14 protein-coding genes are annotated in these 18703 nt (G+C 59.6%); 5 read left to right on the plus strand and 9 right to left on the minus strand.

Annotation, left to right across the window (positions count from 1 at the left end; translation table 11 throughout):
- Positions 1 to 97: 97 nt before the first annotated feature.
- The gene (locus E1K68_RS22685; RefSeq protein WP_003194000.1) at positions 98 to 865 is read right to left on the minus strand and encodes a sulfite exporter TauE/SafE family protein; all 768 of its coding nucleotides are present in this window, start codon (positions 863 to 865) and stop codon (positions 98 to 100) included.
- 100 nt (positions 866 to 965) lie between these two features.
- Here E1K68_RS22685 and E1K68_RS22690 point away from each other — a divergent pair, with 100 nt between their 5' ends.
- From E1K68_RS22690 to leuA, 5 genes are all read left to right on the plus strand, one after another.
- A complete protein-coding gene (locus E1K68_RS22690; protein WP_212614689.1) occupies positions 966 to 1856 on the plus strand; it encodes a LysR family transcriptional regulator in 891 nt (296 codons plus the stop codon).
- Between the two features lie 10 nt (positions 1857 to 1866).
- Positions 1867 to 3246 (plus strand): exodeoxyribonuclease VII large subunit, encoded by a 1380-nt coding sequence (gene xseA, locus E1K68_RS22695; RefSeq protein WP_003194002.1) that lies wholly within the window; start codon positions 1867 to 1869, stop codon positions 3244 to 3246.
- Positions 3247 to 3249: 3 nt separating this feature from the next.
- Complete coding sequence (locus E1K68_RS22700; protein WP_003194003.1) at positions 3250 to 4071, plus strand: M23 family metallopeptidase; 822 nt, start codon at positions 3250 to 3252, stop codon at positions 4069 to 4071.
- A gap of 471 nt (positions 4072 to 4542) precedes the next feature.
- Entirely contained in the window at positions 4543 to 8415 is a 3873-nt protein-coding gene (locus E1K68_RS22705; RefSeq protein ID WP_212614690.1) for a membrane-targeted effector domain-containing toxin, read from the plus strand.
- A gap of 399 nt (positions 8416 to 8814) precedes the next feature.
- Positions 8815 to 10494 (plus strand): 2-isopropylmalate synthase, encoded by a 1680-nt coding sequence (gene leuA, locus E1K68_RS22710; protein WP_014719812.1) that lies wholly within the window; start codon positions 8815 to 8817, stop codon positions 10492 to 10494.
- Positions 10495 to 10661: 167 nt separating this feature from the next.
- Here the strand turns inward: leuA and E1K68_RS22715 are convergent, their stop codons facing one another.
- The 8 genes from E1K68_RS22715 to ispG all read right to left on the minus strand — a co-directional run bounded on the left by E1K68_RS22715 (position 10662) and on the right by ispG (position 18703).
- On the minus strand, positions 10662 to 11453 hold the full coding sequence (locus E1K68_RS22715; RefSeq protein WP_003194006.1) for an amidohydrolase: 792 nt from the start codon (positions 11451 to 11453) through the stop codon (positions 10662 to 10664).
- A complete protein-coding gene (locus E1K68_RS22720; RefSeq protein ID WP_169856297.1) occupies positions 11441 to 12589 on the minus strand; it encodes a pyridoxal phosphate-dependent aminotransferase in 1149 nt (382 codons plus the stop codon). The genes E1K68_RS22715 and E1K68_RS22720 overlap by 13 nt, the downstream gene beginning before the upstream one ends.
- 134 nt (positions 12590 to 12723) lie before the next feature.
- Positions 12724 to 14193, minus strand: coding sequence for a ribosome biogenesis GTPase Der (der, locus tag E1K68_RS22725; protein ID WP_003194008.1), 1470 nt, complete (start codon positions 14191 to 14193; stop codon positions 12724 to 12726).
- Between the two features lie 21 nt (positions 14194 to 14214).
- Complete coding sequence (locus E1K68_RS27950) at positions 14215 to 14388, minus strand: hypothetical protein (RefSeq protein ID WP_158497562.1); 174 nt, start codon at positions 14386 to 14388, stop codon at positions 14215 to 14217.
- 65 nt (positions 14389 to 14453) lie between these two features.
- The gene (bamB, locus tag E1K68_RS22735) at positions 14454 to 15605 is read right to left on the minus strand and encodes an outer membrane protein assembly factor BamB (RefSeq protein ID WP_003194009.1); all 1152 of its coding nucleotides are present in this window, start codon (positions 15603 to 15605) and stop codon (positions 14454 to 14456) included.
- Positions 15598 to 16239, minus strand: a complete 642-nt coding sequence (locus E1K68_RS22740; RefSeq protein WP_003194010.1) for a YfgM family protein — start codon at positions 16237 to 16239, stop codon at positions 15598 to 15600. Before E1K68_RS22740 ends, bamB begins: the two co-directional genes overlap by 8 nt.
- A 41-nt stretch (positions 16240 to 16280) precedes the next feature.
- On the minus strand, positions 16281 to 17570 hold the full coding sequence (gene hisS / locus E1K68_RS22745; protein WP_003194011.1) for a histidine--tRNA ligase: 1290 nt from the start codon (positions 17568 to 17570) through the stop codon (positions 16281 to 16283).
- Positions 17571 to 17593: 23 nt separating this feature from the next.
- A complete protein-coding gene (gene ispG / locus E1K68_RS22750) occupies positions 17594 to 18703 on the minus strand; it encodes a flavodoxin-dependent (E)-4-hydroxy-3-methylbut-2-enyl-diphosphate synthase (RefSeq protein WP_003175952.1) in 1110 nt (369 codons plus the stop codon).

Genomic DNA, 18703 nt, shown 5'->3' on the forward strand with positions numbered 1-18703 from the left:
CCCGGCTCCCACATTTGGAACGCATTCCAGTGTGGGAGCCGGGCTTGCCCGCGATGACGCCCGGGAGGACGGCAGCTTAATCCCTGAAAAAATCAGGTCAAGTACTCACATACCGCCCGATCAACGCAATACCACTGGCCAATACCAACCAGGTCACCAACCGCACGAACGCCTCACGAGACAGCCGCATCGTCAGCCTGCGCCCACACCACAGCCCCAGGGCCATCGCTGGCAACAGGCAAACCGCCAACATCAATAACGGCCAATCTGCATAAACCCCGGCAATCAGGAACAGACTCAAACGCACAACCGTGCTGCAACTGATCAGCGCACTTTGCGTAGCCCGCGCTGCGTCCTTGGGCAAACGGCTATTCAGATAGATCGCATATAAAAAGCCGCCACTGCCAAATAGCGCACCAAACAGGCCACCCACAGTGCCCATGGGAATCGACCACCCCGCCGCCAGCTGACTGGGCCGTGCTTTCACCGCCAGGCTGTAAATCGCGTAGGCGCTGATAAACAGCCCCATCAACAACAGCAGCAGGTCCGAATGCAGGTTGAGCAAAAACACCACCCCCAGGGTGCAGCCGATGGCCATGCAGGGCAGCAACCGCAACAGTTCCGGCTTGTTCACATCGCGCCGCGTTTGCAGCAGGCCACCAAACGCCGCGACAAAGTCCAGAAGCACCAGCAACGGGATGATCTTCGACAGCGGCATGAATAGAATCAGGATCGGCCCCGCCACCAGCGCGGTGCCAAACCCGGCAATGCCGAACACGATGTAAGCCACCGCCACACCCAGGCCGATCACCAGCCAATCCACACCGCCGAACGACCACTGGCTCATCAACTCCACCGGACTCATGACTTATTCCTTCTAGTGAGATGCCGTTCACTTTAGCCATCGGCAAGTGTTGCGACTAATATCTTCAAAGCTCACTACCTATCTCAAAAAGGCATGACTTGTGATCTCCACTCGCCAACTGCGTTATTTCGTCGAAATCACCGACAGCGGTAGCTTCAGTGCCGCGGCCGAACGCCTGTTCGTGGCGCAATCGGCGTTGAGCCGGCAGATCAAGGAGCTGGAATCACAACTGCAAACCCCGCTGTTCGAACGCACTGCACGCCAGCCACGGCTGACGGCCGCCGGCGAAGCCTTCTACCCACGGGCGCGCAACCTGCTGAGTGAGTTGCTCAAGGCCAGCGACCTGGCGACGCAAGTGGGCCAGGGCCAACTCGGCACTCTGCGCCTGAGCCACTCGAGTACCGTGCCGATGAGCGGCGCGCTACTGCAAGGCATCAGCACGTGGCTGGAGCGCTGTCCGGGTGTGTCGATGGATATCGTCAAGCTCTCCTCCGAAGCCCAACTGGAGGAAATCGCCGAGGGGCGACTGGACGTCGGCCTGCTGCGGTTGCCGGTGTTGCGCCAGCGCGAAGGCGTGCGCGTGGTGCCGTTGTACACCGAGCCGTTGGCGCTGGCGGTGCCGACAGGTCACCCGTTGGCACGCAGCGACGCAGCGGTGGAGTTGGCGCAACTCAAGGACCAAGCGTTTATCTCGATCCCCCATCCTCAGCGCGGCGGGCTGAGTTATCTGTCGGCCGAATTGTGCATGCGTGCAGGTTTTTTCCCCAAGGCGGCGCGGGTGATGTCGCGCAAGACCACGCAGTTGCAACTGATCCAGGCTGGTTTCGGTATTGCCTTGTTACCAAAATCCATGCAGGACATCGCCCCGCCCAACGTGCATTTTTTGCCCTTGGCCGACCCGGACTGCCACAGCACCGTAGCCCTGGCCTGCGCGCAAGCGCCAAACGCGCTGGTGGAGCAATTCTGTCAAACCCTGCACGAATGCCTATAAACTGCCGCCCATGATTAAAGATCCTTTTGCCCGCTTGGGCCTGGACCGCGAAGTCCTGACTGTCAGCCAACTCAACGGCCGTGCGCGGGTGTTGCTGGAAGACGTGTTCACCAATATCTGGGTGGAAGGCGAGATCTCCAACCTCGCCCGCCCGGCCTCCGGCCATGTGTACTTCACGCTCAAGGACAGTGGCGCCCAGGTGCGTTGCGCGCTGTTTCGCAATAACGCGGCGCGGGTACGCCAGGCGTTGAAGGACGGCCTGGCGGTGAAGGTGCGCGGCAAGGTCTCGTTGTTCGAGGGCCGTGGCGATTACCAACTGATCCTCGATACCGTGGAGCCGGCCGGTGATGGTGCGCTGCGCCTGGCCTTTGATGCACTGAAGGAAAAGCTCAGCGCCGAAGGCCTGTTCAGTGCCGAACGCAAAGTGGCGCTGCCGGTGCATCCTCGGCGCATCGGCATTATCAGCTCACCCACCGGCGCGGTGATTCGCGACATCATCAGCGTGTTCCGCCGCCGTGCGCCGAACGTTGAACTGACCCTGATCCCTACCGCCGTGCAAGGCCGCGAAGCAATCGCGCAGATTGTGCGGGCGCTGAAACTCGCCGACGCACGCGGTTTCGACGCGCTGATCCTGGCCCGTGGCGGTGGCTCCCTGGAAGACCTCTGGTGTTTCAACGAAGAGGCGGTGGCTCGCGCAATTGATGCCTGTGTTACCCCCATCGTCAGTGCCGTCGGCCATGAAACCGATGTATCCATCAGTGACTTCGTGGCGGACGTGCGCGCCCCTACCCCCTCCGCCGCCGCCGAGTTGCTGGCCCCAGACGCCAGCCATCTGGTGCGCCAAGTAGAAAATTTGCAGCGCCGCCTGGTGATGCTGATGCGCAACCGCCTGAGCCACAGCCGCCTGCGCCTGGAAGGCATGGCCCGCCGCTTGCGTCACCCTGGTGAGCGCTTGCGCCAACAGGCCCAGCGCCTGGATGACCTGGACATGCGCTTGCGCCGTGCGTTTGAGCGCAGCCTCAATACCCGTCGCGAACGCTTGATCCGCCTGGAGACCCGCCTCGCCGGCCAGCACCCGGGCCGTCAACTGGCCCTCTTGCGCCAGCGCCTGGACAGCCTCGCCGAACGCCTGCCCCGCGCCATGCGCGAAGGTCTCAAGGCGCGACGCCTGCAACTGCAGAGCCAGGTGCAGACATTGCAGGTGGTCAGCCCCCTGGCGACCCTGGGCCGAGGCTATAGCATCCTGTTGGACGAGCGCGGCCAGGCGATTCGCAATGCCGCGCAAACCCATACCGGCCAGCGCCTCACCGCGCGCCTGGGCGAAGGCCAATTGCAAGTGCGGGTGGAAGACAACCACCTGACACCCGTCACCCTTTCATTATTGGATTGATCGATGCCACGCCTACTGAGCCTGTTGATGCTGTTGTGCCTCACGTTTAACGCCCACGCCGACAGCTACATCACGCGAACCCTGAACAAACCCGTGCCTGGCGGCGTGGCCGTCGTCGAACTAGGCCCTTCGGCCACGGCGCCAAAAGCCACCTACCAGGGCAAGCCGGTGCTGGTGGTCAAGGAGCAGGACAACTGGCTGGCGATTGTCGGCATCCCGTTGACGGTCAAGCCTGGCAACGAGCGCATCAGCAGCGGGGGGCGCAACCTGCCGTTTATCGTCGGCTACAAGAAGTATCCGGAACAACGCATCACCTTGAAGAACAAAAGCCAGGTCAACCCCGACCCGGCCCAGCTCAAGCGCATCGAAGGCGAATTGGCAGTGCAGCTCAAGGCTTACCGCAGCTTCAGCCCGAATTTGCCGAGCAATCTGGTGCTGGATAAACCGGTGAACGGGCCGCTGTCGAGCAAGTTCGGGGTGCGACGCTTCTTCAACGGCGAAGAGCGCAACCCGCACTCGGGCCTGGACTTCGCCGTACCGGCCGGCACACCGATCAAGACACCCGCCAATGGCAAGGTGATTCTGGTCGGCAATTACTTCTTCAACGGCAATACCGTGTTTGTCGACCATGGCCAGGGTTTTATCAGCATGTTCTGCCATATGTCGAAGATCGATGTGAGGGTGGGTCAGCAACTGGTGCGCGGTGCGGTAGTCGGCAAAGTAGGCTCGACAGGCCGGGCCACTGGGCCGCATATGCACTGGAACGTCAGCCTGAACGATGCACGGGTAGATCCGGCGATTTTTATCGGCGCGTTTCAACCCTGAATACCGTGGCCGTGAGGGGCGTCAGTGATTTCCTGCGCTGACGCCTGATCTGCCGCAGGTTCGCTGCAATGCACTGTGATCTTCTTACACTTTTGCGATGAACCATCCGACACCCGAGACTCACTCAACCAGCGATTTACACGGACGTAATGAGCAGGACCTGAGCATTGGAGATCCAATTCCCATGAGACTCTTTCCATGTCCCTTACCCCAGCACTGTCAGAGCGACATTCGCAAAACCTCTTGACCTCATCTCACGCCTCACCCGGTACCCCCCCGACCAGCCCGCCTACACCACCCGCAACTCTGCAACAACCTGCATCAGTCCCCTTGCCCGCCGCCGCCAATTACGCCCCCGATCACCCGCCTACTCCCGCCTCGTCAGGTATAACCCCGGCGAAAATGCGATACCAACAGTTGGTGAAGCATTTCAAACCCAGCAATGAAATACAGTTCACCACTGAACACGCGATGCTGACTGAAGACATGCAACGCCTGCACAGCCAGCAACCCGGCTTCAAGGCCTTTGTGCAGGCGCAACTTGAGGAGGCGTTCCCCGCGATCAGGCCGCTGGATACCGACATGCTCAGTTTCAATCGCTACCGCGTGGGCGATGGACGCGAATCACTGGCCTCTTCAGAACCCCTGATGACTGCGCTGGCCAGGATGATCCGCGACATCCAGGCCAACCCGAATGCGTTGATGCGCCCGGAGCGGGGCATAAGCACTCAATTCACTCATCGACGAACCATTGCCGACCTGGCGGTACCGGTCTTTACCGAAGGCACACTGCAATCCATTGCTCGCAGCATTGCCACGCAATACCCGCAGGCGCTTGAAGAATACTGGAGCACACCGCGGCCGGTGGAAAATCAGCCGACTCTCCAGATGCCGCCGCAAGAGCAACTGTTGTTCCTGCACAAAAAACAGCTGTCGATCCTCGCCTCACTGCGCCTGAGCGATGGCACCCTGAGCGCGACCGGCAAAGACCTGATCGACTCCGCATTGCGCTACCCCACCCTGCAAGACCGAGAAAAACGCTTCACCGACGGTGATCGCTTTGGGGTGTACCCCGTCACTGTGGATGACCAAACGGAACATGGCGCGATGCTGCCAGGGGCCTTTCTCATCACCCGAAAAGACGGCTCATATGCTACGCCGCCCACCTGGCCGAATGGGCGCGCACTTGCGCTCAACGATGACAATGGCCCCGTCGTGATGTACACGCCCAGCGAAGGTTTCGAGGAATTCGCAACCCCGGCCCAGGCGCGCCAGGCTTTGGCCAGCCGCCTGGACCAGGGCGGTGTCGAGGCCAAGTTGCTCCTGCAAGGCCTGCCCCCGGCTCTGCAAAACCGGCCCGATCCTATTAGCGGAAAAGATCTGATGTCCAGTGTCGAGCCATCGGCCGGGGATGTGTTGGCCCAATCCATCCCCTGGATGCTCAAACGCCAGCGGGCAGACATTAATACCCACCTGAGCACAGCATTGGCGCCAGGCAAAACCGTCAACCCTCTTCTCGACAGTGCCACATTGGAAGGTATCGATAATGCGGCCGATTGGTCGTACCTCATCGATGGCACCAACGCCATGCTGGCCCGGGACGACAAACTGACCGACAAACTCCAACCCGAATGGTTGAAGAATCTAAGCCCCTTTCAAGAAGCCTTGTTTTTGCACTTGGAAAAGGCGCAGGAACAGAGCCTGGATGCGCTGACGCCCCTGCTTGAAAAAATCCCGGCGCTGAACACCTTCGCCCGTGATCGCCTGAATGCAGCCATCAAACAGCGATACCCGGCAGCAGAAATCGATGCGGATCAACTCATGGTGCAGGTCCACACCCGCACCGCCATCCACGGTGGGAGAGGGACTGGCCAACCCCTCTATTCGAAACAAGACGCGGTGTCCCTGACCGACTTGGCGCTGAAGAATCCCAGTGGCTTCCCTGCCGTCGAAAGAGGTGTATACACCGATGAGAAAATGACCTTGCCTCTGCGCGACAAGCACGGCAAGCCTGTGCGAGACCTGAGCGGCAAGCCGGTTACCCTGGATACCGACGATCTCAAGGCACTGGTCAATACCACCGATGTCGGGGGCGAATACACCAAACTGCTCAAACAGAAAATGGCCCCAGATGCCCAATCGGGGAACGCTGTGCACTTGCGCACAGCGTGGAAAGCTCATCTGGCAGACGCGATGGACAAAGAGGCGTTTCTGGCAGAACTCAGCCCCGACGCCTATACGGAACTGGCCAGCGACAACATCCATAAACGCGCGGCGCAGTGGGCGGATGCGGTACTGACTCACCCCGACCCGGCCACCCGCCCTCAAGTCGATGGGAAAACCATCGTCGCCAACAGCCTGCTCCACAGGGGGCTAGCGGTGCAGGGCGTAATGGTGATCGGCAACCAGACAGATCCATCACTGGTGCTGTACACCCCCAAGGCTCCCGACGGCATTACTTATCGCGAAGTGGCGGATCACACGGCCCTCAACACCCTCCTGGAGAAAAAAGAGTGGGCAACCTATATCGCGCAAAGAAAATCACCGGTCAGTAAAGATGAGATCGATCAGTTCAAGGGAGCGCTTAAAGAAGTTGCGTACAACCCAACGAAATTGATGTCCCCCGAACTGGTGGTTTCGTCGGTCAAGCTGCTGGGAGGCGCCACTCGCCTTGAGCCCATAAAAGGTGATTTCCAAGACCATCTGTACAAGCAACACGTACAGATGGCGATCGACCGAGCGGATCACCAGTCCGTAAGCAGTGCGCAGGTCGCACGGCAATCGCTCAAGAACAAAATCGAGTTCGGCATTGAAGTGGCATTGATCTTTACTGACCTGATACCCGTGGCTGGCAAGGGCGTGTCTGCGGGTTTTCGTCTGGGCAAAGCCGGCATCAGCGCACTGCGTGCCAACAGCAGAGTGTTGCCACACCTGATCAAAAGACCCGGCCTGGGACGGGCGATCTACAGTGATTTCACTCTGTCTGCGTCGGGTATCTCCAATGTTCGCGCGGCCCCCATGCGCCCGGTATTCAAATCGTCGACGGCCACAGGCGCGATTACCCCGCGCCCTGGGCCAAGAGCACTGCCTGCGCCCGTCAGCCCAGTGCCGGCGCGCCCCTTCGCCAGCACCGGCAACACTATTGCCGGCTCACGCACGCCCAACGACGCCGTCATTCCAGAGCGCGACTTGAGTGCGTACGCCAGGCCTGGCGACATGATCAACGGTCGGACGCTCAGGAGTGACGGTACCTATAACGTTGGCGACGAGTGGTTCATCCGATTTACCGACAGTACCCGCGTGAGCAGGGTTTATCAGATCGATTCAGCCTTTCACGCTCGCAGTGGCTGGGTCAATATCATCGCCCCGAACGTCCCATCAACTGCGCCCAAAAGCAGCAGGATCGTCGCCTCTGTACAACATGCGGGCAACGGTGAATGGCGCCTGAATCAACTGCCCGGTGGAGCCCCCACGCCGACACCGGGAACTTCGACGACAGGCGCCGGGGCCCCTACCAGACCAGCGTTACCAGACGCCGAGTATTTCAGCCTCAACAGAGGGCGGCTGGTCGAAGCCGACTTCACCGCTAAAACCTTGCCTGTGGCCAGGTATTGGTTCAGGCGGGATTTGTATAACTTCTACAAGAACATGCTCACTCAAGGCCAGATGCCGCCGCGCCCGCCCCGGCTGGAGCTCGCACCCGGCACCTCGCCGGCCGACCTGTTGCGTAAGGCCTACGAAATCACTGATGTGGTGGTACTGGGCGAGCGCCATAACGAAATCGCCAGTTTCCAGATGCTCAAAGAGAATATGCAGGCCCTCAAAGAGTCTGGGGTTACCACACTTTATCTTGAGAATGTCGAAACCAATGCCGCGGGCCAGCTCATGGATGTGGGCATGGGGGCCCACCGTCCTCAAGGCGCGTCTCCCACGCTCTCGGAACTGGTTCAACTTGCCAATGACAATGGAATCACCGTCAAATCCCTCGAGCACCACTACTTGACCCGCCGATCGGATATGCCCGATTTCTATAAGTACGTTGGGGACAACGACGAAGGTATTACTCGCCTACAAGAATTCAATTACTTCGCGAGCCGTATCTTGGAAACACGCAAGCCGGGCGAAAAAGTACTCGCCTTGGTAGGCCGGGCCCATATGAACACGGCCCGAAACGTTCCAGGTCTGGCGGAACTCAATGGAGGGGTGGGCATAGGCGTGTACCCCGACACAACATTCAACAAAAGTGTTGCCATCAGCGGCCCATCAATCCCGAGAGATCCCGGGGCTAACGTCACGAATAGCCTCACGGTAGGGGATTATCAGATCTTCCATAAAGTCACTTGAGCAATCACCGTCGTGCGTTGTTTGCGCGATGGTGAGCCTCTCACTGTCGCATGCTGGGACACGTGAAAACCTCATGACCAAAATTGCGCCACCACCTACAGCAGCGCAACAATGTGAAGAACATAAGATATTATTAGCAATAAATATCTATAAAGCTTGTTTTACACAGAAAATCTATCAATTTTTCCTGGCCACCTTGCCATCTCACTTGGCCACGGTTAGGGTTGGGCTTATGAAAACCTCTCACACCCTCATTCAGCTCCGCCAGCACCGCAGCCTGTGCCTAGTCAGCGCACGACTGCCAGGCTGAATCGATCTGCCTCGTCCTCAAGTTTTATCCCCAATAACAGTTCTACGGCAGGCCGCCTTTTCTCGGCCCCTACAACCAAGGATTTCCCGATGAGCATGCTCAAAGACCCGTCTTCGAAATACCGCGCGTTCCCGACCATCGACATCCCGGACCGTACCTGGCCGTCGAAGACCATCACCCAAGCGCCTATCTGGTGCAGCTCCGACCTGCGTGATGGCAACCAGTCGCTGATCGAGCCGATGGACGCGGTGAAAAAGCTGCGCTTCTGGAAGACCCTGGTGGCCGTTGGCGTGAAGGAAATCGAAGCTTCGTTCCCGGCTGCTTCGCAAACCGACTTCGACTTCGTGCGTACCCTGATCGAAGACAACCACATCCCCGAGGACACCACCATCCAGGTGCTGACCCAGGGCCGTGAAGATTTGATCGCACGCACCTTCGAATCCCTGCGCGGCGCCAAGAAAGCCATTGTGCACTTGTACAATGCCACCTCGCCGTCGTTCCGCCGCATCGTGTTCAACCAGGACAAGGACGGCATCAAGGCCATCGCGGTCAACGCGGCCAAGCTGTTCGTCAAGTACGCTGCCCAGCAGCCGGAAACCCAGTGGACGTTCGAATACTCCCCAGAGACGTTCAGCGCCACTGAGCTGGAATTCGCCAAGGAAGTCTGTGACGCAGTGATCGAGGTGTGGAACCCCACGCCTGAGCACAAGATGATCCTCAACCTGCCCGCCACGGTTGAATGCGCCACGCCGAATATCTATGCCGACCAGATCGAGTGGTTCGGTCGCCATATCAACCGTCGCGACAGCGTGATTATCAGCCTGCACACCCACAACGACCGTGGCACTGGCGTGGCGGCCACCGAGCTGGGCCTGATGGCCGGTGCCGACCGTGTTGAAGGCTGCCTGTTTGGCAACGGCGAGCGCACCGGTAACGTCGATTTGGTCACCGTGGCGCTGAACATGTACACCCAGGGCCTGGACCCGCAGTTGGACTTCTCCGACATCGACGGCGTACGCAAAGTGGTCGAGGAATGTAACCAGATCCAGGTGCACCCACGTCACCCATACGTCGGCGACTTGGTACACACCGCGTTCTCCGGCTCGCACCAGGACGCGATCCGTAAAGGCTTCTCCCAGCAGAAAGACGATGCCTTGTGGGAAGTGCCGTACTTGCCGATCGACCCGGCCGATATTGGCCGCAGCTACGAGGCGGTGATCCGTGTGAACAGCCAGTCGGGTAAAGGCGGTATCGCCTACCTGCTGGAGCAGGAATACGACATCAGCTTGCCGCGTCGCATGCAGATCGAGTTCAGCCAGGTGGTACAGGCCGAAACCGACCGCGTGGGCCTGGAGATGACCGCACCACAGATCTATGCCTTGCTGCAGCGTGAATACCTGCAAGCCAACACGCCGTACGCGTTGGTCAGCCACCGCCTGCAGGAAGAGAATGGCAACAGCTTTGTCGAGGTGGAAGTTTCCGGCAAAGGCCAGGGCGAAACCAACCTGCATTGGAAGGGCAAAGGCAACGGTGCGTTGGAAGCGCTGGTAGCGGGCCTGCCGATTGGCGTGGAGATCATGGACTACAACGAGCACGCGATTGGTGCGGGTACCAATGCCAAGGCAGCGGCCTATATTGAACTGCGCGTGAACGGCGAACGCCCGGTGCATGGTGTGGGGATCGATGAAAACATCACTACCGCCAGCTTCAAGGCGCTGTTCAGTGCGTTGAACCGTTCGTTGAGCCAGTTGGAAGCCAAAGCGGCGTAAGCATTGCCGTAATGCAAAAGGCCCCTGGGTGAGAATCCAGGGGCCTGATCGTTCCCACGCTCTGCGTGGGAATGCAGCCCTGGACGCTCTGCGTCCGCCCTTAGAAGCGGTACGCAGAGCGTCCCAAGAGGCGTTCCCACGCAGAGCGTGGGAACAATCTCAGAGCCTTAGACAAACTGAAAACTATCGGCATCCAGGTTCGCCGGGAACCGCGTACGGTAAGCCGCCAGCTCCGCCGCATCCAGGATCACCTGGAACACCCCATCCGCCTCACCCGCACTCAGCAACGTCTCCCCCTGAAAATCCAGCACCTGGCTATCGCCGGTGTAGGCAAAGCCCTTACCGTCCGTGCCGACCCGATTCACCGCCGCCACGTAACACAGGTTCTCAATCGCCCGCGCCGGCAACAGCCGATTCCAATGCTGACGCCGCGCACCTGGCCAGTTGGCGGTGTACAGCAGCAGGTCCGTATCCTGGGCATCGCGGCTCCACACCGGGAAGCGCAGGTCATAGCAGATCAGCGGACGAATGCGCCAACCCTTCAATTCGAACTGCACCTGGCGCTCGCCTGGGGTGTAATGGTCATGTTCACCGGCCATGCGGAACAGGTGGCGCTTGTCGTAATGCAACACCTCGCCATCCGGCCGCGCCCACAGCAAGCGGTTGCGGTGGCTGCCATCGGCGGCCTGGATGATCACACTGCCGGTAATCACGGCCTGATACTTTGCCGCTTGGGCCTGGAGCCAATGATGGGTGGGGCCGTTTTCCGGCTCGGCGAGGCTTTCTGATTCCATGGAAAACCCCGTGGTGAACATCTCCGGCAGCACGATCAAGTCGGCGCCTTTGGCCTGCTCCAGCAGCAACTCGAAGTGTTCGAAATTGGCCTGGCGGTCATGCCAGGCCAGGCTTGTCTGCACCAGGGCAATGTTCAGATTGGGCAATGTACTCAGATCACGCATAGTTTTTGCGCCGCATGTCGCAGCGTCTCCTCGCGCTTGGCAAAGCACAGGCGCACCAGGCGCTGGCCTTGGGGTGGGTGCTGGTAGAACACCGAAACCGGAATGGTCGCCACGCCATGTTCGCGGGTCATCCACAGGGACATGGCGACGTCATCCAGGTCTGGGCGAATCTGCGAGTAATCCACCAGTTGGAAGTAAGTGCCGGTCACCCGGGTAAAGCTCAAGCGCGATGGCGCCAGCAGGTCGCAGAACAGGTCCCGCTTGGCCTGATAGAAGGCCGGCAGCTCTTCGACATGTTCCGGGTGTTCGGCCATGAAGTCCGCCAAAGCGTACTGCAAAGGGGTCACGCCGCAGAAGTTGACATATTGATGCACCTTGCGCAGTTCGGCGCTAAGGGCCGGTGGCGCGACCACGTAGCCGGTCTTCCAGCCAGTGACGTGATAGGTCTTACCGAATGAGCTGACCACAAAGGCGCGCTGATACAGTTCCTGATGGGCCAATACGCTGACGTGGGGTACACCGTCGAATACGAGGTGCTCGTAGACCTCATCGCTGACCAGATAAATATCACGGTCGCGGATCAGTTCGGCCAACTGGTCCAGCTCGGCGCGGCTGATCAGTGCGCCGGTGGGGTTATGTGGCGAGTTGATGATGATCATGCGGGTGCGCGGTGACAGCGCCGCCTTGATCTTCTCGAAGTCCAGGGCAAAACCGTCCAGGCTCAGTTGCACGTGCACGCAACGACCACCGGCCAGCTCCACCGAGGGCTCATAGCTGTCGTAGCTGGGGTCGAACACGATGACTTCATCGCCATGATGAATCACCGCCTGAATCGCGCAGAAGATCGCCTCCGTGGCACCAGGGGTGATGGTCACCTCGCTGTCGGCATTGACTGTGGCGCCATAACTGCGAGCAATCTTGGCGGCCACCTGCTGACGCAACACGGGCAAGCCGGTCATGGGCGCGTATTGGTTGTGACCCAGAGCGATATGCTTGCCCACTGCGTCGAGCAAACCTTGCGGGCCATTGAAATCCGGGAAACCTTGGGACAGGTTGAGCGCGCCAGTTTCAGCGGCGAGTTGTGACATGGTGGTGAAAATGGTCGTGCCGACGTTTGGCAGCTTACTGGTGATCATCAAAAGCCCCTGCAGGTGAGCCCCAAGTTTTAAGCTGCCTATTGCATCGGGTCAAGGCACAAACGGTCGCGCACAAAAAAGGGCTCCAAAGGAGCCCTTTTTTGCAGCGTGTTGCTTACCACTCAAAGCTGCCGTTATTTCTTGTCACGGCGCTTCTTGTCGGCCTTCTTGTGGTGAGTCATCAAACGACGCTTCTTGTTCACCTGACGGTCGGTCAGTGTGTTCTTGTTGCCTTCGTATGGGTTATCGCCACCCTTGAACTCGATACGGATCGGCGTACCGACCAGCTTCAAGACACGGCGGTAGGTGTTTTCCAGGTAACGCACATACGACTTGGGCACCTTCTCGATCTGGTTACCGTGGATCACGATAATCGGCGGGTTGGCACCACCCAAGTGGGCGTAACGCAGTTTGATCCGGCGGTTGTTGACCATCGGCGGTGCGTGCTCGCCCACCGCGTCTTCCAGGATCTGGGTGAGGCGGTTGGTCGGCCAGCGGGTGACCGCAGACTTGAACGAGTTCTGGACGGACGCGTACAGGTTGCCCACGCCAGTGCCGTGCAGTGCCGAGATAAAGTGGATATCGGCGAACTCGACGAAGAACAAGCGACGTTGCAGCTCGATCTTGACGAAATCACGCTCGCTCGGCGTCATGCCGTCCCACTTGTTGATCGCGATCACCAGGGCGCGACCGGCTTCCAGGGCAAAGCCCAGCAAGTTGAGGTCGTGGTCTACCACGCCTTCGCGGGCGTCCATCACGAAGATCACCACGTTGGCGTCTTTGATGGCTTGCAGGGTTTTGACCACGGAGAACTTTTCAACTTCTTCGTGGATCTTGCCGCGCTTGCGCACACCGGCCGTGTCGATCAGCGTGTACTTTTCCTCGTTGCGTTCGAACGGGATGTAGATGCTGTCGCGGGTAGTACCGGGCTGGTCGTAGACGATAACGCGGTCTTCACCGAGCATACGGTTGACCAGGGTCGACTTGCCGACGTTCGGACGGCCAATGATGGCGATCTTGATACCGTCCTTTTCGCTCGGACCCGGAATGCGCTTGGCTTCCTCGCCTTCAGCAACGATCTCTTCTTCGCCTTCTTCTTCCTCGACATCATCCTTGGGGAAGTCGCGCAGGGCGATTTCCAGCATCTGGGTGATACCGCGACCGTGAGCACCGGCGACCGGGATCGCGTCACCCAGGCCCATCGGGCTGAATTCGGCACGGGCCGCCTCAGGATCGATGTTATCGATCTTGTTGGCGACCAGATAGGAACGCTTGTTGCGCTTGCGCAGGTGCTCGCCAATCATCTGGTCGGCAGCGGTGTAGCCCGCGCGGGCGTCCACCAGAAACAGCACCACATCGGCTTCTTCGATAGCGAGCAGCGACTGCTCGGCCATCTTTTCGTCCATGCCATGCTCGTCACCGGAGATACCACCGGTGTCGACAATAATGTAGGAGCGCCCTTGCCACTTTGCCTCACCGTATTGGCGATCACGGGTCAGACCGGACAAGTCGCCGACAATGGCGTCACGAGTCCTGGTCAGGCGGTTGAACAAGGTGGACTTGCCGACGTTAGGTCGGCCCACCAGGGCGATTACGGGAACCATGCGGCTCTCCACTTCGTTATTTCAGAAAATACAAAAGCCGCTGCAGGGCAGCGGCTGGTGCTCGGGGCGGCATTTGAAATGCCACATGCCCTGCTCTGGCACTACTACTGTAGGAGCGAGCTTGCTCGCGAAAAAACCGAGAACGCCGCGTTTATCCAGAAAACCCGCGTTATCGTTGACGTCCTTCGCGAGCAAGCTCGCTCCTACACAGAGCATTGAAGCAGGGCCGCCTGGGGGTTACCCCAAGCATAGTCAAACCTTTACTTGATGGTCAGGGCTTCCAGCTTGCCGCCGTTGCCATACACATAAAGCATGTTACCCACCACCAGCGGACGCGCACGCAGGCCGTCGCTGTCGATACGCTGGCGACCGACAAAACGACCGTCCACCTGGCTCAGCAGGTGCAGGTAGCCTTCGAAGTCACCCACCGCCACGTAGCTGGAGAAAACTTCCGGTGCCGACAGTTGACGGCGAGCCAGGGAGTCATTGCTCCACAGTGCAGTGGTGGAACGCTCATCGACACTTTCAACGGTGCCGGATGCCAGGCTCACATAGACGCTGCCAAACCCTTGGGCGACACCCGCATAACTGGAAGCATCACGCTGCCAGTTGATGCGGCCGCTTTGCAGGTCCAGCGCGGCAACACGGCCCTGGTAGGTGGCGACGTAGATCGTTTCACCCGACAGCAGCAAGCCGCCGTCGATGTCCACAACGCGATCCAGTTCGGAACGACCTTGTGGGATAGCCACACGGGTTTCCCAGGCCGGCACGCCGTTCTGGGTATTGAGGGCAACCACTTTACCGGTCGACAGGCCTGCAACCGCGAGGTTGTTGGTCACAATCGGACCACTGGTACCACGCAGGGTCAACACCGCAGGGGTGCTGTCGTACAACCAGCGTTGGTCGCCGGTGGAGGCATCCAGGCCGATCACGCGGTCGTCCTGGGTTTGCACCACGACGATATCGCCGTTGGTCGCCGGTGCCGAGAGCACTTCACTGGTCACGCGAGCGCGCCATTTCTCTTCACCGGTGCTGGAGTCCAGCGCGACCACGTCACCCTTGAGCGTACCGATCAGCACCATGCCGTAGCCGACGCCCACACCGCCGGAAACCGGCAGTTCGAGGTCTTTCTTCCACTTGACGTCGCCGTTCATGCGATCCATGGCAACTACAACGCCAGTGGAATCAGTGGCCACGATGTTGTCGCCGTCAATCGCCGGCTGCAACAGGTTATAGAGGTCGCCCTGCCCATCACCAATGGATTGGCTCCATTGTTTTTGCAGGACCACTTCTTCCTTGAAGCTGGTCAGCTCGGCAGGCGGCAGTTCTTTTTTACTGTTGCTGCTGCAACCCGCGGCCAAAACGGCCAGAGCCAGCAATGCTGCATGTTTCCAACGGATCACGTCACGCATCCCCTTTGGCCAAGTCGTCGAGCTTGATTTGTAAGCCACCGACCGCCGCTTCATCAGACAGCGCCGCCTTGGCTTTTTGGTACGCAGCATGGGCTTCGTCGGTACGACCCAATTGGACCAAAAGGTCGCCCTTGAGCTCTTCGCGAGTGGCCACGAATGCCTTGTCAGCATCGCCGTCGAGCAGTTTGAGTGCTTCGTCAGCCTTGTTCTGTGCCGCCAATACCTGTGCCAGGCGCTGACGTGCGATTTCACCCAGGGTCGGGTTGGTCGGCTTGTCGGCGATGGCCTTCAGCTCGGTGGCCGCGTCATCCAGCTTGCCGGTGTCGACCGCGACTTTCGCGACGAACAGGCTGCCGTATTGGGCGTAGGTGCTACCGCCGAATTCGTTTTTCAGCTTGCCGGCCAGGTCTGCAACCTGCGCAGGATCAGGCTTGCCGTCCGGTGTGAGGGTAGTTTCCAGCAATTGCTGATAAACGATCGAGGCGCCTTGGGACTGGTTGGCCTGATACTTGGTCCAGGCTTGCCAGCCGAACACCACCACTAAAGCCAGCAGACCGCCCGTAACCAGGGGCTTGCCGTTACGCTGCCACCAGTCCTTGAACTCGGCCAGTTGCTCATCATCAGTACTCGACACCCCAATACTCCTTAATCGCTAAATTCGGCTGTTCGACAGCTTCAACCCTGCACGACGCAGGTGGCCAAGTGCGCAGCGAGCGCATCAAAGGCAATGTTCTGTTGTTCGCCCTGGCCACGCAGGGGTTTGAAACCTACCACTTGCTGGGCCAGCTCGTCATCGCCGAGGATCAGTGCGTACAGCGCACCGCTCTTGTCGGCCTTCTTGAACTGGCTCTTGAAGCTACCAGCGCCGGCATTGACCTGCAGGCGCAGGCTCGGCAGTTGGTCACGTACTTTTTCGCTCAAGGCCAGGGCCGCCAGTTCGGCAGCCTCGCCGAAGGCGCACAGGTACACGTCCACCTGGCGGGAAATCTCTTGCGGGACCTGCTCCAGGGTTTCCAGCAGCAGGATCAGCCGCTCAATGCCCATGGCAAAGCCTACGCCCGTGGTCGGCTTGCCGCCCATTTGCTCGACCAAGCCGTCGTAGCGACCACCGGCACACACGGTGCCCTGGGCGCCGAGCTTGTCGGTGACCCACTCGAACACGGTCTTGCTGTAGTAGTCGAGGCCACGCACCAGCTTGGGGTTGATCACGTAGGGAATACCGGCTGCATCCAGGCGAGCCTTGAGGCCCTCGAAGTGCACGCGGGACTCGTCGTCCAGGTAATCGGCCATTTTCGGCGCATCGACCAGCACGGCCTGGGTGTCGGCGTTCTTGGTATCCAGGACGCGCAACGGGTTGGATTTCAGACGGCGTTGGCTGTCTTCGTCCAGTTTGTCCAGGTGGGCGGACAGGTACTCGACCAGGGCTTCGCGGTAGCGCCCACGGGACTCGCTGGTGCCCAGGCTGTTGAGTTCAAGCTTGACCGCATCACGAATGCCCAACTGGCCCCATAGGCGCCAGGTCAGCACGATCAGCTCGGCGTCGATGTCCGGGCCGTCCAGGTTGAAAACTTCGCACCCGATCTGGTGGAACTGGCGATAACGGCCTTTCTGAGGGCGCTCGTGGCGGAACATCGGGCCGATGTACCACAGCTTCTGGGTCTGGCCACCACCGGTGATGCCATGTTCCAGTACGGCGCGCACGCACGCGGCAGTGCCTTCCGGACGCAGGGTCAGGGAGTCGCCGTTGCGGTCTTCAAAGGTGTACATCTCTTTTTCGACGATGTCGGTCACTTCACCGATGGAGCGCTTGAACAGTTCGGTGAACTCGACGATCGGCATGCGGATCTGCTTGTAACCGTAGTTATCCAGCAGGCGCGCGACCGTGCTCTCGAAGTAGCGCCACAGTGGCGTCTGCTCCGGCAGGATGTCGTTCATGCCACGAATGGCTTGCAGAGACTTGCTCACATCAGATCCTTAAATTCGGTCAATCAGCCGCGAGCGATCAGCGCTGCGTCAGCGGCGACCTTCTCGGCCGCTTTCTCGCGGATCAGCTTTTCCAGCTCATCCACCAGATTGTCATTCGTTAGCTTCTGCGACGGCTTGCCGTCGATGTAAATCAGGTTCGGTGTACCACCGGTCAGGCCCACGTGGGCCTCTTTGGCCTCACCCGGCCCGTTGACCACACAACCGATCACTGCGACATCCAGCGGCACCAGCAGGTCTTCGAGGCGCAACTCCAGGTCGTTCATGGTTTTCACCACGTCGAAGTTCTGCCGCGAGCAACTCGGGCAGGCGATGAAGTTGATACCACGGGAACGCAAACGCAGGGATTTGAGAATGTCGTAGCCGACCTTCACTTCCTCTACGGGGTCTGCCGCAAGGGAGATGCGGATAGTATCGCCAATCCCTTCGGCGAGCAGCATACCGAGACCCACCGCAGATTTCACCGTGCCTGAGCGCAAACCGCCCGCTTCAGTGATACCCAAGTGCAACGGTTGCACGATTTCCTTGGCCAGCAGGCGATAGGCTTCTACGGCCATGAACACGTCGGAAGCCTTTACGCTGACCTTGAAGTCCTGGAAATTCAGGCGTTCAAGGTGTTCAACGTGGCGCAGTGCAGACTCAACAAGGGCCGCGGGCGTGGGCTCGCCGTATTTTTTTTGCAGGTCTTTTTCCAGGGAGCCGGCGTTGACGCCGATGCGGATTGGAATACCACGATCCCGGGCAGCATCAACCACGGCACGCACGCGATCTTCACGCCCGATGTTGCCGGGGTTGATACGCAGGCAGTCCACACCCAGTTCGGCCACGCGCAATGCGATCTTGTAGTCGAAGTGAATATCGGCAACCAGTGGCACCTTGACCAACTGCTTGATACGACCAAAGGCCTCGGCTGCGTCCATGTCCGGAACGGACACCCGCACGATGTCCACGCCGGCAGCTTCCAGACGGTTGATCTGGGCCACGGTGGCGGCCACATCGTTGGTGTCGCTGTTGGTCATGCTCTGCACTGCGATGGGGGCATCGCCACCCACCGGCACCGAGCCGACCCAGATCTTGCGCGATACGCGACGTTTGATTGGAGATTCGCCGTGCAT

This window comes from Pseudomonas sp. B2021 (genome assembly GCF_018135665.1).
Classification (GTDB): Bacteria; Pseudomonadota; Gammaproteobacteria; order Pseudomonadales; family Pseudomonadaceae; genus Aquipseudomonas; species Aquipseudomonas lactis.